The organism is Citrobacter sp. Cu096, from assembly GCF_030332285.1.
Classification (GTDB): Bacteria; Pseudomonadota; Gammaproteobacteria; order Enterobacterales; family Enterobacteriaceae; genus Citrobacter; species Citrobacter meridianamericanus.
The window spans coordinates 291,070-307,773 of sequence record NZ_JAOWID010000023.1 but is presented as its reverse complement, the minus strand read 5'-3'; the positions used below and the strand labels follow the sequence as shown (position 1 = coordinate 307,773).

Here is a 16,704-nt window from a genome sequence, read left to right as displayed (position 1 = left end):
TCAATCTGGCATTAACGCCCCGCAACTTTGCCGCGTTTTTTGTTCGCGGCAGGCGTCTGGCGCTGATGAGCCACTGGCGTATGCTTGGTCAACGCAGGACGGGTATGACGGTTCTGGCGACGTGCTTCACGCATCTCTTCCAGCGTAGGCGCCGGAACCAGACATTCACGACGACCGCCGATCAGATGCTTTTTACCCATGTCTTCCAGCGCCTGGCGGATTAACGGCCAGTTAGCTGGATCGTGGTAACGCAGCAGGGCTTTATGCAAACGGCGCTGCTTATCGCCTTTCGGCACCACCACATCTTCACTCTTATAACCAATTTTACCCAGCGGGTTTTTCCCGGTGTAATACATGGTTGTGGAGTTCGCCAGCGGCGATGGATAGAAGTTCTGCACCTGATCCAGACGGAAGCGACGTTGTTTCAGCCACAGCGCCAGATTCACCATATCCTCGTCACGCGTACCCGGGTGCGCGGAGATGAAGTATGGGATCAGGTATTGCTCTTTACCCGCCTGTTTAGAGTAGGTATCGAACAGCTCCTTAAAGCGATCGTAGCTGCCCATCCCCGGCTTCATCATCTTCGACAGCGGGCCTTCTTCAGTATGCTCTGGCGCAATCTTCAGATAGCCGCCAACGTGGTGGGTCGCCAGCTCTTTGATATAGCGCGGATCTTCAACCGCGATGTCATAGCGCACACCGGAAGCAATGAGGATCTTTTTAATGCCTTTCAAATCACGCGCCCGGCGATAAAGGTTAATCGTCGGTTCGTGGTTGGTATCCATATGCGGACAGATATCCGGATAGACGCATGACAGACGACGGCAGGTCTGCTCAGCACGCGGTGACTTACAGCGCAACATATACATGTTCGCCGTTGGGCCACCGAGATCGGAAATCACGCCGGTAAAGCCCGGAACGGTGTCGCGAATGGCTTCAATCTCATTGATTATCGAATCTTCAGAGCGGCTCTGGATGATGCGGCCTTCGTGCTCAGTGATCGAACAGAACGAACAGCCGCCAAAGCAGCCACGCATAATGTTGATCGAGAAACGGATCATCTCGTAGGCCGGAATGCGGCTATCGCCATACGCCGGGTGCGGCACGCGCTTGTACGGCAGCGCAAAGACGCTGTCCATCTCTTCGGTAGAAAGCGGAATAGCTGGCGGGTTAATCCAGATGTAGCGATCGCCATGCTTTTGCATCAGCGCACGCGCGCAGCCTGGGTTGGTTTCGTGGTGCAGGATACGCGACGCATGCGCATACAGCACTTTGTCACCCTTCACTTTTTCGAAAGATGGCAGCAGCACGTAGGTTTTTTCCCACGGTTTCGGGCGCGGCGGCTGTACCGTTACCGCTTTCGCTTCCTGCTTTTTCGGGGCGACCGGTTTGTTGTCGGCACACGGCAGATCTTCGCCGTACGGATGCGGGATCGGGTCAATTTTGCCCGGCGTGTCGAGGCGCGTGGAATCCACCCCACTCCAGCCCGGTAGTGCTTCTTTAACCATAATCGCAGTGTTACGCACGTCGCGGATCTGATCGATGGTTTCCCCCATCGCCAGACGATGCGCCACTTCCACCAGCGGGCGCTCACCGTTACCAAACATCAGCATGTCGGCTTTTGAATCCACCAGCACGGAGCGACGAACGGTATCAGACCAGTAGTCGTAGTGCGCGGTACGGCGCAGACTGGCCTCAATACCACCGAGAATAACCGGCACATCTTTCCATGCTTCTTTACAGCGCTGGGTATAGACCAGCGTGGCACGGTCCGGGCGTTTGCCCGCCACGTTGTCTGGCGTATAGGCATCGTCATGGCGCAGTCGGCGATCGGCCGTATAACGGTTGATCATCGAGTCCATATTGCCTGCGGTTACACCAAAGAACAGGTTCGGTTTACCCAAACGCATAAAATCGTCTTTGTTGTTCCACTCCGGCTGGGCGATAATCCCAACACGAAAGCCCTGAGCTTCCAGCATACGGCCGCAAATTGCCATGCCAAAGCTGGGGTGATCGACGTAGGCATCGCCGGTAACCAGAATGATGTCGCAGCTATCCCAGCCAAGTTGGTCCATTTCGTCGCGTGACATCGGCAAAAACGGTGCCGGGCCAAAACAGGCAGCCCAGTACTGCGGCCAGGAGAAAAGGTCTCTGTCCGGCTGGATCAGGGATATTGCGCTCATAGTGCTTCCAAAAATGGTAAAAAAATAATCAAAGGCCGGGGATTATACGCTGTATGTCGGCAAGAAATGAAGTGGAGTCTGAACCAGACGAGTAGAAAGATTTATAAATTGTTAAATTTTACGCAGCCCATTTTGATCCATCATTATTAACGCCATGCCGACCAGCTGAGGTCACTCTTTTTTGGCGGGGGATTTTTCATTGCGACTCAACGATTCACTGCATATTTCCCAGTTACGGGTGGTTGTTCACCTGTGCGGATTTCTGGTTCTTCTCTACAGCTTCTCCATGCTGCCACCGATGACCATTGCTTTGTTAAACAAAGAGCGGAGCTTTTTCGCTTTTTTCAGCACGTTTATGACCTTCTTTACCCTCGGCGGCGGCGCATGGCTGGCAACCAAGCATGCGGGTATTCAACTACGAACTCGGGATGGCTTCGTCATTATCGTTCTGTTCTGGCTGCTGTTTTCGTTTATCAGCGCGATGCCGATGTGGATGGACGACGGCTTAAATCTCTCTTTTGCCGATGCCCTGTTTGAAGGGGTTTCCGGTATAACCACCACGGGTGCAACGGTGATTCACGACGTCAGCGCGTTGCCGAAATCGTATCTCTACTATCGGGCCCAGCTCAATTTTATTGGCGGACTGGGGGTTATTGTCCTCGCCGTGGCGGTATTACCGCTTTTGGGTATCGGCGGCATGAAGCTGTATCAGTCTGAAATGCCGGGGCCCTTTAAAGAAGAACGCCTCACGCCAAGACTTGCCGATACTGCACGTACGCTGTGGCTGACCTATGTCATTTTGGGTCTAATCTGTACTCTGGCCTACTGGGCAGCCGGGATGTCGTTTTTCGACGCCTTGTGCCATGGGCTGTCGACGGTCTCCCTCGGCGGTTTTTCCACGCGCAGTGAGAGTATCGGCTTCTATGACAGCCATGCGATTGAGCTGGTCGCTGGGGTGTTTTCCCTGTTGTCTGCTTTTAACTTCACCCTCTGGTACGTGGCTATTGCGAAACGTACCTTCAAACCCTTTCGTCGCAATGCCGAACTGCGTTTCTTTCTGCTTATTGCGCTGGTTGTCACCGTGATCGCCACCTGGCAGGTCTGGCGGGCGGGCATGTATGGGATAACGGACAGTCTGGTGCATGCCTTTTTTCTCGCCAGCTCCATGCTGACGGATAATGGCCTGTCCACGGCGGATTACGCGCAGTGGCCCTCGCATACCATCTTTATGCTGCTCAGCGCCAGTTTCTTCGGCGGTTGCGTGGGCTCGACCTGCGGTGGGATTAAGGTGCTGCGCTTTTTAATTATGTTCAAGCAGTGCCGTCAGGAGCTACACCAACTCGCACATCCTCGCGCTTTACTGAATATCAAAGTGGGTAATAGCGTGGTAAGCGACCGCGTGGTGCGTTCGGTATGGAGCTTCTTCTTTCTTTACGTTTTGTTCACCAGCTTTTTTATCTGGGCGCTCAATCTGATGGGCTACGATCTTTTCTCCTCTTTTGCCACCGTCGCCGCCTGCATCAACAACATGGGTCTGGGATTTGGCGTCACCGCAACGACATTTGGTACTTTGAACGATGAAGCAAAACTGCTGATGTGCGCGGCCATGATCCTGGGGCGTCTGGAGATTTACCCCATTCTAATCCTGTTCTCGCGCATGTTCTGGCGGGCGTAACGGAAACCACGGCGCATTACGGCGCCGGGTTCACCAACATCTGTCCGATCGAACCACGGTCCGCCATTTCCAGCGTCTGACTGTTAAAGTAAAACGGGAAATGGGCCCAGGAAGGTTGTCCGTAGTAGACCAGTAATTCAACCTGGCCGTCGACCCAAACGGTATCTTTCCAGCCTCTGTCTTCCGGGAACGGCATCGCGCCATTCACATTACGGATCAGGAACGAGACGCCTTCAATATGGAAAGACTGAGGCATATCCGCCCGCACCGTCCAACGCTCCCAGGAGCCTTGCTGAGCGGTAATATCCATGCGATTGACGTCCCACAGCTGACCATTGATACCAGGATCATCATCCAGGCTGATGTCACGACTGCGAATCGGCGAACCGCTGAGGATTTCCGTTGGCAACAGGCGCATTGGCAGGCTGTCGGTCACCAGCGGCAGGAGGCCAGTCGGACGCAGCGTCAATACCAGCGTGGAGATAAGAATACTGGAAGGCTCAAAGAATCCGCGGATCCTGTCGACAATGCTGGCCGCCTCACCGCAGGTGATAGAGACCTCATTACCGTTAGTCATATCCACCAGAATTTCACGGCGCTCGCCAGGCGCCAGCGAGAGCTGCTTCACCGAAACGGGCGCAGGTAAAAAGCCCTGATCGCTGGAAATCACATGCAGCGCACGGCCATCGCTCATTTGCAACTGGTAACGGCGCGAGTTTGAGGCGTTGAGCAAGCGCAAGCGCACCCAGCCGCGAGAAACCTCGACATACGGACTTTGCACCCCGTTGACCAACAGCGTATCCCCAACAAAACCACCGCTGCCGGGTTCGCTGTATTCCGGCGCACCAAAGTTGTCCAGACGCTTGTCCTGGATAATGATCGGAAAATCATCCACCCCGTAGTGATTGGGAATAGACAGCGATTTACTCACTTCATCCTCAACCAGCCACATCCCGGCAAGGCCATTATAGACCTGCTGGGCTGTACGATTTGGTGTATTGGCGTGATACCACAACGTGGCGGCATTCTGCCGAATCGGCAGCACTGGCGCCCAATCCGCATTAGGAGACATCATGCGTGCCGGGCCGCCCATTAGCGGGCCAGGTACCTGTAAACCGGCGACAGTCATCGAGACATTTTCAGTCAAACGGTTGCTGTAGATAAGCTTGACGTCATCCCCTTTCCAGACGCGGATTGTCGGTCCCAGGTAGCGACCGTTAATTCCCCAGACAGGTGCGCGCGTGCCTTGCGTGAAGGACCAGTGCGCGCGCTGCAGCGTCATAAATAGCGGCTGCCCCCGACGGGACTCCAGCAGCGGAGGTACGGGTAACGGTTGTTGCTGACCGGCAGCATTAGCCTTCAGCGGAACAGCACCTGCACACAGTGCGATCCCCGATGCCTGAATGAACTGACGCCGACTGAATGACATATAAACTCCATGAAAAACTGGCGATTAACACACAGGAAATCTTTTCCTGTAAAAAACCCGAATAGCACGGATTAAACCTTACCGGCGGCTTCCCGTTCAGCAACTTCTTTATCGAGTTCTGCGATTTTTTGTTCCATCAGCGTACGGCAATGCGCTGCCAGTTCACGAACCTGATCTTTCCCAAAGTGGCTAATATCCACCGGCGGCAACATCTCGACAATCGCCAGACCATTATTGAGGCGATTTAAATTTATCTTGTTCGAGGTTGTTGAAACGCATACCGGAATAACCGGGACACCTGCCGCAATCGCCGCGTGAAACGCACCGGTTTTAAACGGCAACAAACCGCGACCGCGGCTGCGTGTTCCTTCCGGGAACATCCAGATAGAAATGCGACGTTTTTTGAAATGGTTAACCACGGCTGCAATGGTGCTGTGCGCTTTTGCGCGGTTGTTTCTGTCAATCAGCAGGTTACCGGTTAGCCAGTAAAGTTGGCCAAAGAACGGGATCCACAGCAGGCTTTTTTTACCTACCGTTACCGTCGGCGGCTGAACGATATTCGCAGCGGTAACCATGTCGTAGTTGTTCTGATGGTTACAAATATAGATAGCATTACCATAGTTCTGCGCGTCTGCCGGCATGCGGCATTCGACCTTCAGACCATAAAGGGGAGCCAGGCGGCCAAACATGTGGCCAAACGTGGCGACGTGTTTAGGATTTCGTGGGCTGAACAGACAGTATATGCACCCGAAGATACAGACCAGAACGCAGTAAATAACAGTAATGATGACACGAAAAATATATAGCATAACAACCTCTAAAGGCCTAAGAACCTGGCGTTTTACGTCACCGGATGCACAACTCGGCATCAGGTTAGGGCTTTGTTAAGAACGGCTCTTAAGGAAAAGCGTATTGTTAATCGCAACGCTCGAATAAACAACGGTTTCACGGGAATTTTTAACGTTGGCTCTCCCTGCGCGAAAACAGGGAGAGCTGGACGGTAGCGTTATTCTTCGCTGTCGCCGTGACTGGCGCGTCGAGGCGAATCAATGTCAATGCGATCGATACGCTGCAGGCCGCGCATTAGCGTACCGCGACGACCACGCTCGCCGGTAACTTTTTGCAACTCTTCAGGACGCAGTTTAATTTTGCGCTTGCCGACGTGGATAGTCAGCGTGCTTTGCGGCGGTAACACATAGAGCAGCGCCAGACCATCTTCGCCTTTTGCCGCTTCCGCTGCGGGGATATTAATGATCTTGTTCCCTTTGCCCTTCGACAACTGCGGTAAATCGCTTACCGGGAACATCAACATGCGACCGGCCTGAGTAATCGCCAGCAGCATATCGGTTTCATCTTCAATCACTACCGGCTGCATAACGCGCGCATTTTCTGGCAGCGTAATCAATGCTTTACCCGCACGGTTACGTGCTACCAGGTCATTGAAGGTGCAGACAAAACCATAGCCCGCGTCGGATGCCATCAGCAGTTTCTGGTCGTCGCCTTCCATCAGCATGTGCTCAACCGTCGCGCCTGGCGGCAGCGTGAGCTTCCCGGTCAACGGCTCACCCTGACCACGCGCCGACGGCAGCGTAATCGGGTCGATGGCGTAGCTGCGTCCGGTCGAGTCAACGAACACTACCGGTTGGTTGCTCTTACCCTTCACCGCCGACTTAAAGCTGTCGCCCGCTTTATAGCTTAATCCTGGCGCATCGATGTCGTGGCCTTTCGCGCTACGCACCCAGCCACTCTGGGACAGCACAATAGTCACCGGCTCAGACGGCAGCATGTCATGCTCGCTCATCGCCTTCGCTTCTTCACGCTCCTGCAGCGGAGAACGACGATCGTCACCATAGGCCTCGGCGTCAGCCTGCAGCTCTTTCTTCAGCAGGTTACTCATTTTACGCTCGGAGGCCAGAATGCCCTGCAACTGATCGCGCTCTTTCGCCAGCTCATCCTGCTCACCGCGGATTTTCATCTCTTCGAGTTTGGCAAGATGGCGTAATTTCAGCTCGAGGATGGCTTCAGCCTGGGTTTCAGAAATGCCAAACCGCGACATCAGCTCTGGCTTTGGTTCATCCTCATGACGAATAATTTCGATCACTTCATCAATGTTGAGGAACGCCACCAGCAAACCTTCGAGGATGTGCAGGCGTTTAAGCACTTTTTCCAGACGATAGTTGAGGCGACGACGCACGGTATCGCGGCGGAACGCCAGCCATTCAGTGAGGATCTCCAACAGGTTTTTCACCGCCGGACGCCCATCAAGCCCGATCATGTTCAGGTTGATGCGGTAACTTTTTTCCAGATCGGTGGTCGCAAACAGGTGGTTCATCACCTGTTCCATATCCACGCGATTGGAGCGTGGGACAATCACCAGACGGGTCGGGTTTTCGTGATCCGATTCGTCGCGCAAGTCGTCGACCATCGGCAGCTTTTTATTGCGCATTTGAGCGGCGATCTGCTCCAGCACTTTAGCCCCGGAAACCTGATGCGGCAGCGCGGAAATCACCACCGCGCCGTCTTCTTTCGACCATACCGCACGCATACGTACGGAGCCGCGTCCGTTTTCGTAAATCTTACGAATCTCCGCACGCGACGTAATGATCTCTGCTTCGGTCGGATAATCCGGCCCCTGCACGATATCCAACAATTGATCCAGCGTCGTTTTCGGCTGCTCAATCAGGGTGATCGCTGCTTTAGCCACTTCACGCAGGTTGTGCGGCGGAATGTCCGTCGCCATACCAACGGCGATACCGGTAGTGCCGTTTAACAGAATATTCGGCAGACGCGCAGGCAACATCTTCGGCTCCTGCATGGTGCCATCGAAGTTAGGCACCCAATCCGACGTGCCCTGGCCGAGTTCACCCAGCAGGACTTCCGCATATTTAGACAGGCGGGATTCGGTATAACGCATTGCCGCGAAGGATTTCGGATCGTCCGGTGCCCCCCAGTTCCCCTGCCCGTCAACCAGCGGATAACGGTAAGAAAACGGCTGCGCCATCAGCACCATCGCTTCATAGCAAGCACTGTCGCCGTGGGGGTGGTATTTACCCAGTACGTCACCGACGGTACGGGCGGACTTTTTAAATTTGGCGCTGGCATTCAGCCCCAGCTCGGACATCGCGTACACGATGCGACGCTGAACGGGTTTCAAACCATCGCCGATAAACGGCAACGCCCTGTCCATGATGACGTACATGGAGTAGTTCAGATAGGCGTTTTCCGTGAATTCATGCAGCGCCAGGCGCTCTGCCATATCGCTCATTAATCGTGGTTCCTCAACTTTGTACCCCTTTATTGAAGGGCAATATTGCCGCAGATACTACCCTATCTGGCGTGTTGAGTCACAAAGAAAAGGGCCACGAATGCGGCCCTGATGAGGATTATTTGGCAACTTTGGTAATCTGTTTCACGTCTATTTCAACGGAGTTCCAGTCTTTATCCACTTCACCCTGGATTTCAACCACATCCTGCGGCGTGACGGTTACGCCGTTCCAACGCTTGTGGTCGATATCGACATTCACTGTGCCAGTCGCATCTTTAAACACATACAGGTCGTCGGAAATGCGCTCTACAATGTTCCCGCGCAGGGTAACCCAGGTGTCATCACGCAGCGATTTGGCGCTTTCTACCGTCGTGCTGCTGCCGTTAGGGCCAACAAAGCCGCCGTTTTGGCTTTGTGTAGTCGTTGTCGGTCCAGAGAAGCCGCCCTGCTGCGCGGCCAGAACAGGTGCGGAACACAGTGCCATTACGGCAACCATTGCAGCTAATTTTTTCATCGTCATGTCTCCCTTTCATGTTGGTTTACGACTATTAAATAAGTTAATCCTTAACAAGTTCTTAAGGCAAAAAAAGATACTTTTTTTGCTGTACAGAGGCTGTAGCCACAGGTTTACTTGACGGTAATGAGAGTGACCGCAGGGAAGAGCATATGCGTATTTTACTGGTAGAAGATGACACGTTGATTGGCGACGGCCTGAAAACAGGTCTGAGTAAAATGGGTTTCAGCATCGACTGGTTTACTGAGGGTCGTCAGGGAAAAGAAGCGCTCTACAGCGCCCCTTATGATGCGGTGATCCTCGACCTGACGCTGCCAGGCATAGATGGGCGGGACATCTTGCGCGAATGGCGAGCCAACGGGAAGCAAGAGCCGGTGCTGATTCTGACCGCCCGTGACGCGCTGGCGGAACGCGTGGAAGGTCTGCGCCTCGGCGCGGATGACTATCTGTGTAAACCCTTTGCGCTGATCGAAGTTGCCGCAAGGCTGGAGGCGTTGGTGCGCCGTGCCAGCGGCCAGGCCACCAGCGAACTGCGCCACGGTCAGGTGACGCTTAACCCCGGCGCGCTGGTCGCCACGTTCGCAGATGAGCCATTATCACTCAAGCCAAAAGAGTTCGCACTGCTGGAACTACTGATGCGCAACAAAGGGCGCGTACTCCCCCGCAAACATATTGAAGAAAAACTGTATAACTGGGATGAAAACGTCTCCAGTAATGCGGTTGAGGTACACGTCCATCACCTACGCCGTAAGCTCGGCAGCGACTTTATCCGTACCGTGCATGGCATTGGTTATACCCTGGGTGACGCATGAAACTCACACAACGCCTCAGCCTGCGCATCAGGCTAACACTGATTTTTCTGATTCTTGCATCTGCGACCTGGGCCGTTTCCAGCTTTGTGGCCTGGAAGCAGACCACCGATAATGTCGATGAGCTGTTTGATACGCAGTTGATGCTGTTCGCCAAGCGTCTCAGCACGCTGGATATCAGCGACGTTACTACGTCTCATAATATGGCCCGCACGCCGAAGAAGCTGAAGCACGGCCATATTGATGATGACGCGCTGGCGTTTGCCATCTATTCCACCGACGGCAAAATGGTCTTGCACGATGGCGATAAAGGCCAGGATATTCCCTACAGCTACAGCCGGGAAGGCTTTAGTGATGGCCAACTCAATGGCGACAACGATCCGTGGCGCTTTCTGTGGCTAAATTCCGCAGACGGTAAATACCGCATCGTGGTGGGTCAGGAATGGGAGTATCGGGAGGATATGGCGCTGTCGATCGTCACCGCTCAGCTAACGCCCTGGCTGATTGCGCTGCCGCTCATGTTGCTGATCCTGGTGGTCATGCTGAGCCGCGAACTCAGGCCGTTAAAAAAACTGGCGCAGGCTCTGCGCTGGCGTTCACCGGAATCGGAAGAGCCGCTCGACCCGAAAGGTGTGCCAAGCGAAGTACGCCCACTGGTTGAATCGCTCAATCAACTTTTTACACGTATTCATACCACCATGGTACGCGAGCGGCGCTTTACCTCAGATGCCGCCCACGAACTGCGCAGCCCGTTGACCGCGCTGAAAGTACAGACCGAAGTGGTGCAGCTGTCCGACGATGATCCGCAGGCACGACAAAAAGCGTTAATGCAGATGCAAACGGGAATTGACCGCGCCACGCGTCTGGTCGATCAGCTACTGACGCTTTCGCGCCTCGACTCCCTCGATAATCTTCAGGATGTGGCGGAAATCTCGCTGGAGCAGCTCCTGCAATCTGCAGTGATGGACATCTACCATCCGGCGCAGCAGGCCCACATCGATGTGCGTTTGCAGATTAACGCGCACGACATTACACGCACCGGGCAACCACTGTTGCTCAGCCTGATGGTCCGCAATCTCCTGGATAATGCGGTTCGCTACAGCCCGCGGGGAAGCATTGTGGAAGTGACGCTCAACGCCCGAAATTTCAGCATTAAAGATAACGGGCCAGGCGTTGCGCCGGAAGTCCTGACGCACATCGGTGAACGCTTTTATCGTCCCCCGGGACAAAGCGTGACCGGCAGCGGCCTCGGCCTGTCAATCGTCCGTCGTATTGCGACGCTGCATGGAATGTCAGCCTCGTTTAGCAATGCGCCGGAAGGTGGGTTTGAAGCGAAAGTCAGTTGGTAATTGCATTATTGTTGCTCACGTAGCAAAAGACTTTGCACATTTTGCTAATTTCACCGCAGTGCTGGTAGGGGTAAAATCGCCCTCAAACGTTATTCTTTGAGGACACAACATGAGCAACATTCTGATTATCAATGGTGCGAAAAAATTCGGCCATTCCAATGGCCAACTAAATGACACCCTGACCGAGGTCGCGGACGGCTTCCTGCGCGACCTCGGGCATGATGTTAAAGTCGTACGCGCAGACAGCGACTATGACGCACAAACAGAAGTGCAGAATTTTGTTTGGGCAGATACGGTTATCTGGCAAATGCCTGGCTGGTGGATGGGCGCGCCGTGGACGGTGAAAAAATACATTGATGATGTATTCACCGCAGGGCACGGCACGCTGTACGCCAGCGATGGCCGCACACGTTCAGATGCGTCTAAAAAATACGGATCCGGCGGGCTGATTCAGGGCAAAACCTACATGCTGTCTCTGACCTGGAACGCACCGATGGAAGCCTTCACTGAAAAAGACCAGTTCTTCCATGGCGTTGGCGTTGATGGCGTTTATCTCCCGTTCCATAAAGCAAACCAGTTCCTGGGAATGGAAGCGCTGCCGACCTTTATCACCAATGACGTGATTAAAATGCCAGACGTCCCGCGTTATATCGCAGAATATCGCAAGCATCTGAACGAAATTTTTGGTTAACTGGTAACCTGGAATTAGAAGGAGTTAACCATGCTTACCGTTATTGCAGAAATCCGTACACGTCCAGGTCAACATCACCGCCAGGCGGTACTTGACCAGTTCGCTAAAATCGTTCCGACCGTACTGAAAGAAGAAGGTTGTCACGGCTACGCGCCGATGGTCGATCATGCTGCTGGCGTCAGTTTTCAGACCACGGCACCGGACTCAATCGTGATGGTTGAACAGTGGGAAAGCATTGCGCACCTTGAAGCGCATTTGCAAACACCGCATATGAAAGCCTATAGCGAAGCAGTGAAAGGCGATGTGCTGGACATGAATATCCGTATTCTGGAGTCAGGCATTTAAGATTGCCGAGTTGCCGGATGAGGCGTTTTAGGCCACCATCCGGCATTCAACCGCAGCGCCACCGGGCACTCCTTACCAGTAGAGCTTCCAGCTCTGAGTGAAGCGCATTAACGCTTCAACGTAGAAATAATCCCCCCAACTTGCACACTCATCGACCCCTTTGTTGCTCGACAGGTGATACACCGAGTGTTTCAGTAGCCCGTTCCCCTGTTCATCTTTACCCATCAGATAATGCCTGGTCAGCGAGGACATGATCCCCATCGCCCACTGTTGATAGCGCTCGCGATCCGGATCGGTCACCGGCAGATGTTTAATCAGCTCCAGCAGACCACAGACGGTAATCGCCGCCGAAGATGAATCGCGCAGCGCATCGGTTCCGACTAATGCCAGATCCCAGTGGCAAACGGCATCTTCCGGCAGGCGATTAAGAAAGTAGTTGGCCAGCTTTTTCGACAACTGCACCATTTGTTTATCGCCAGTGTAAATATAGCTCAGCAGAAAACCATAAATCCCCCATGCCTGCCCACGCGACCAGCAAGAATCATCAGCATAGCCCTGCTGGGTATTACCATAACGCGGCGCGCCGGTTTGCACGTCCATATAGTAGGTGTGGAAGGTCGACGCATCCTGGCGGATCAGATATTTGGCTGCCTGCGCAACGTGGGCCTTCGCCGCATTCGCAAAACGCGGATCGCCCGTTTGCTCGCTCGCCCAGTACAGCAGCGGCAGATTCATATTGCAGTCAATGATCATCCGTCCGGCCTGATCGGGATCGCGAAGATCGCCCCACGCCTGGATGATCTGCGCCTTTTCATGAAAACGCTCCAACAGCGCTTCAGCCGCCATCAGGGAAAAACCTCGAGCATCGCGATTGTCCGTCAACCGCCAGGCCGCCACACAGGAAAGCGTGTAGAGGAATCCCAGGTCGTGGGTGTTGGTATCGTGGCGTCCGGCAATACGCAGGCCAAACGAACGCACATGCTTCTCCGCCATCTCACGAAATTTGCTCTCACCACTCATTTCCCACGCCAGCCATAACTGCCCGGTCCAGAAGCTGGTCGTCCATTCCACATTCTCTGTCAGTGGGTAATAACCTTGCACACAGGTTTCGGCAGGGAATTGTTCACCGAATTCCGTTAAATGACGGCTAATCAATTCGAGGACATGTTCTCGGGCGCAACTTATTTGATCCTGAAAACTGCCGGGATTAACCGGACTGCCAGGAAATGTGCGCAACGATTCCTCAACGATATGATTTAACATATTTCGGTTCCTTATGACGTAAATTATTTTGCAGGGTTATTTTCAGCAATATCGAGAGCGATATTTTTGCCTCGTTTACTCTGACAGGCAGATAAAGTAAATGCCGATATCAATGTAAAAGTCAGCGCCACAATGCCCATAATGATATATGTCTTCTCAAAGCCTATCCGGTCGTACATTAATCCGGCGGGAGAGGAAACCACCACGTTACCGACATACAGCATGGCCTGATAACCCAGTAAATACATGGTCGCATTGACACGTTTATCAAAATGCTCGGCAATATATTTAAAGACAGAAACCAGTAATAAACAGATCTCCAGACCGTATAGTGGCTTCAGCACAGAAATGAGCAGGTGGGAGTCGCACAGGCCTGAGATAACCAGTCGTGCGCCCACCAGCGTCCCAACAATCAGCAGGCCACGCTTCGCACCAACATAATTGACGAATAGCGGAATGACCATGTACATGAAAAATTCCATTCCCGATTGTACGGTGCCCAGATAACCAAAGACGGCGTTCCCTTCATGTACATCGGCAAAGAAAGTAACGAAGTACCGGGAGAACTGCTGCTCCGCGATAAACATCATCCACGCCACGCCCGCAACGTACAGGCAGAATGCCCAAAATTTGCGATTACGCAGCAGGGCGTAAACATCCGCGGGTGCGATCTTCTCTTTGGTTAGCACCTCCGAGGCGTTGGCCGCATTGACATTGACTTTCAGACTCACCAGAACAACCAGCATCACCACTGACGCCAGGCTGCCGAGCATAAAGTTATAGGCCGGTGAGAGGTTAAACAGCAGGCCAGAGAACGATGACGCCACCGCCCAGCCAAGCGACCCCCACATACGGATCTGCCCAAACTCCATGCCGTTCAGACGGCTGTAGCGGTCAGAATAAGATTCACAGGCAGCCACCCCGGCATACCATGCAAAGCTCAAGTAAATCGCGCCAACAATAATACCCAGCATGGTATTGGAGAGTAATAATGGCTGATAGACATAAATAAAAAACGGTGCCATTAACGCTGACATCACCACGACGAAATAGAGCAGATATTTACTCATACCTATTTTATCGAGGATATAGCCATAAATAGGTTTCAGAATAACCGAGAATATACCATTCACAGCAAATACGGTGCCGATCACCGTACCGCTCAACTGCGCCTTTTGCCCCAACCAGATAGCCAACAAGCCAATACTTGCAGACCAGGTAAAGAAATAGAGGAATATAAAACTGCTTATTTTATAATATTCAGTCCGATTTCCCGTTGAATTATTTTTCATACCACCCTCGCTATAAAAAGAACGACAACTGGCGTGCATTTTCAGGCTGCTGAATAACAACCTGGTTATTGTTGATAGATAGCTGCGGAACGGTGGCGTACTGTCTTTGCTGCCCGCTGGCGCTCACGGCGCAGCAAAGCCAGCTTTGGCCCTGCGGGATTTCGCTGGTCAACACAGGAATCGACGCGCATTCCGGGAACATGATGCTACTGTTCGGTGGCGTGACCACGCTATCTGGCTGACGAAATATGGACGGCGACAGATCAACGATAACGCTGGTTCCGTTGCATGCCGCAAGGAGACATCCACGCTCACGTAACCGAGGCTCGGCTTTCATCACCGCAAATCCTCCCTCCACCGTTTGCAGCGTTCGCGCACTGTTAATACGGTGCAGGCGAAGATGCCATTCGCCAAACGGAATCAGCCAGGTCTCAATCATGACGTCATGCCAGGGAGACCAGCGGGACCAGATATAATTCTCATCGACCTGAACCTCGTCGCACTGACGGCGGCCACGATAGTAGCCATCACCGTCCGCCAACAGCAGCATAGAGTCACAGGCTGCATGCTTGATGCCGTAACGGCCACGCTCAATGGTGAAACCAAAGCGGCTGGAGTAAGCAAATTTGGTGTATTTGGCTTCGGTATTAACGTAGTTGTTCAGTTCAAGCTGGCCTGAGGTCAGCATCATGACATGCTCAGAATGCTCACTATGCTGCAGGATCTGCGCAGCATGGGGGATAACGCATTTTTCAGCGAGTCGCGGTAGCGCCAGCTCTTCAGCCTGCCAGAATGGATGATCCTCCGGCAGTGCAAGAATCAAAAAGACCTTCAATGCCCAATAAGGCGATCCCGGCGAGTTGTAGTCTTCACACATCGCCAGATTCGGGTAGGCAAACCCCAGCGTCAGAATGCCATCACGATCGAAAATCGGCTGCTTCTGCCACCAGCGCAAATGACGCAGGATCACTCCTTTGATTATGCCTGGCGAAAGAACATCCAGTTCGGCAAACGCCACCGCGCTCCAGAAGGCAACCATGGCAAAACGGTAGGTCAGGCTGCGACCAAATGGCACCGATGCGCCGTCAGCGGCGGACAGGTAAATAAAATCTTCTGCAAACAAGCGCGAACGTTCACGCAGAACGACAGCGCGTTCGGTATCATCCGGGCTGAGGGTGGCATACAACAGGCCGTAGAAGTGAAAAGCCATTGAGATGTAGTAATCTTTCGGTCGACCGGGACCATCGGAATACCAACCGTCGCCAAGATAGTAGGCTTCCATCAGCTCAAAGCGGCGATCGATAGCCGCCTGATCGTAAGGCATACCCGCACGCTTGAAACCAAGCTGAACGATAATCGCAAAATAGTTCCAGTTGCTGTCCGGCATTTGCGAGTCGGTTATCTGATTCAGCCAGCGGTGCAGATTCTCGCGTTCGCTCAGGGAGAAATGCTCCGTTAATTGCGTCTGTAACAATGCCAGACCCAGGCCATAAGCCGCCATCTCAACCAGACGCTGATCGTAAGGACCGGTATCTCCCCAGTAATGTGGGCTTTGTGGGTCAGTACCGAGTTTTATCGCCTGAATGTACTTTTCGGCAAACGGCACTTTAGCCCCGCCAGCCATCAGCGGAAATAGCCCCCACAACGCCCGGGAAAGCCCTTCCATACAGGCAATATCCGCGCTGTAGTGAGCACAGGTATTGCCAAGAGAAAACTGAGCCTGCCCCGCCGGAAACTGCCGATCCAGCGCACGTAAAATGGCGTTAACCGCACACATTACGTCTTTGCGTGATGACAATGGATTTGATTTTTCTTCAGTTGCTGACCACATACTCTGCCCCTCTGAATTAAGTGGCTAAAGAATAGTGAATCGCAGAGCAGCAGAAATG

At 53.3% G+C, this 16,704-nt stretch carries 13 protein-coding genes; 5 read left to right on the top strand and 8 right to left on the bottom strand.

Features of this window, described 5'->3' with window-relative positions; translation table 11 throughout:
• Positions 1 to 11 precede the first annotated feature (11 nt).
• Positions 12 to 2,183: a YgiQ family radical SAM protein gene (locus tag OGX99_RS10375; RefSeq protein ID WP_003024532.1), complete on the bottom strand. Its 2,172-nt coding sequence runs from the start codon at positions 2,181 to 2,183 to the stop codon at positions 12 to 14.
• Positions 2,184 to 2,382: 199 nt separating this feature from the next.
• Between OGX99_RS10375 and OGX99_RS10370 the strand changes: the two genes are divergently transcribed.
• Positions 2,383 to 3,858, top strand: a complete 1,476-nt coding sequence (locus OGX99_RS10370; RefSeq protein WP_151224351.1) for a TrkH family potassium uptake protein — start codon at positions 2,383 to 2,385, stop codon at positions 3,856 to 3,858.
• 16 nt (positions 3,859 to 3,874) lie between these two features.
• Here the strand turns inward: OGX99_RS10370 and ftsP are convergent, their stop codons facing one another.
• The 4 genes from ftsP to OGX99_RS10350 all read right to left on the bottom strand — a co-directional run bounded on the left by ftsP (position 3,875) and on the right by OGX99_RS10350 (position 9,066).
• Positions 3,875 to 5,287, bottom strand: a complete 1,413-nt coding sequence (gene ftsP / locus OGX99_RS10365; RefSeq protein ID WP_151217723.1) for a cell division protein FtsP — start codon at positions 5,285 to 5,287, stop codon at positions 3,875 to 3,877.
• 71 nt (positions 5,288 to 5,358) lie between these two features.
• Positions 5,359 to 6,096 (bottom strand): 1-acylglycerol-3-phosphate O-acyltransferase, encoded by a 738-nt coding sequence (gene plsC, locus OGX99_RS10360; protein ID WP_060854968.1) that lies wholly within the window; start codon positions 6,094 to 6,096, stop codon positions 5,359 to 5,361.
• A 197-nt stretch (positions 6,097 to 6,293) separates the two neighbouring features.
• A complete protein-coding gene (parC, locus tag OGX99_RS10355) occupies positions 6,294 to 8,552 on the bottom strand; it encodes a DNA topoisomerase IV subunit A (protein ID WP_151217724.1) in 2,259 nt (752 codons plus the stop codon).
• 118 nt (positions 8,553 to 8,670) lie between these two features.
• Complete coding sequence (locus tag OGX99_RS10350; protein ID WP_005123105.1) at positions 8,671 to 9,066, bottom strand: YgiW/YdeI family stress tolerance OB fold protein; 396 nt, start codon at positions 9,064 to 9,066, stop codon at positions 8,671 to 8,673.
• A 152-nt stretch (positions 9,067 to 9,218) separates the two neighbouring features.
• Here OGX99_RS10350 and qseB point away from each other — a divergent pair, with 152 nt between their 5' ends.
• From qseB to OGX99_RS10330, 4 genes are all read left to right on the top strand, one after another.
• Complete coding sequence (gene qseB / locus OGX99_RS10345; protein ID WP_151217725.1) at positions 9,219 to 9,878, top strand: quorum sensing response regulator transcription factor QseB; 660 nt, start codon at positions 9,219 to 9,221, stop codon at positions 9,876 to 9,878.
• Positions 9,875 to 11,224: a quorum sensing histidine kinase QseC gene (qseC, locus tag OGX99_RS10340; protein WP_187259012.1), complete on the top strand. Its 1,350-nt coding sequence runs from the start codon at positions 9,875 to 9,877 to the stop codon at positions 11,222 to 11,224. The genes qseB and qseC overlap by 4 nt, the downstream gene beginning before the upstream one ends.
• 109 nt (positions 11,225 to 11,333) lie before the next feature.
• The gene (locus tag OGX99_RS10335) at positions 11,334 to 11,915 is read left to right on the top strand and encodes an NAD(P)H-dependent oxidoreductase (RefSeq protein WP_151217727.1); all 582 of its coding nucleotides are present in this window, start codon (positions 11,334 to 11,336) and stop codon (positions 11,913 to 11,915) included.
• Positions 11,916 to 11,945: 30 nt separating this feature from the next.
• The gene (locus OGX99_RS10330; protein WP_003024557.1) at positions 11,946 to 12,260 is read left to right on the top strand and encodes a putative quinol monooxygenase; all 315 of its coding nucleotides are present in this window, start codon (positions 11,946 to 11,948) and stop codon (positions 12,258 to 12,260) included.
• Positions 12,261 to 12,332: 72 nt separating this feature from the next.
• Here the strand turns inward: OGX99_RS10330 and OGX99_RS10325 are convergent, their stop codons facing one another.
• The 3 genes from OGX99_RS10325 to OGX99_RS10315 are packed head-to-tail and all read right to left on the bottom strand — an operon-like array spanning position 12,333 to position 16,646.
• Positions 12,333 to 13,523 carry a glycoside hydrolase family 88 protein gene (locus tag OGX99_RS10325; RefSeq protein WP_210905375.1) on the bottom strand — a complete coding sequence of 397 codons (1,191 nt, stop codon included), beginning with the start codon at positions 13,521 to 13,523 and terminating at the stop codon, positions 12,333 to 12,335.
• Positions 13,524 to 13,546: 23 nt separating this feature from the next.
• Complete coding sequence (locus tag OGX99_RS10320) at positions 13,547 to 14,815, bottom strand: oligosaccharide MFS transporter (protein ID WP_151217729.1); 1,269 nt, start codon at positions 14,813 to 14,815, stop codon at positions 13,547 to 13,549.
• Positions 14,816 to 14,825: 10 nt separating this feature from the next.
• A complete protein-coding gene (locus OGX99_RS10315; protein WP_252838753.1) occupies positions 14,826 to 16,646 on the bottom strand; it encodes a DUF2264 domain-containing protein in 1,821 nt (606 codons plus the stop codon).
• Positions 16,647 to 16,704: the final 58 nt, after the last annotated feature.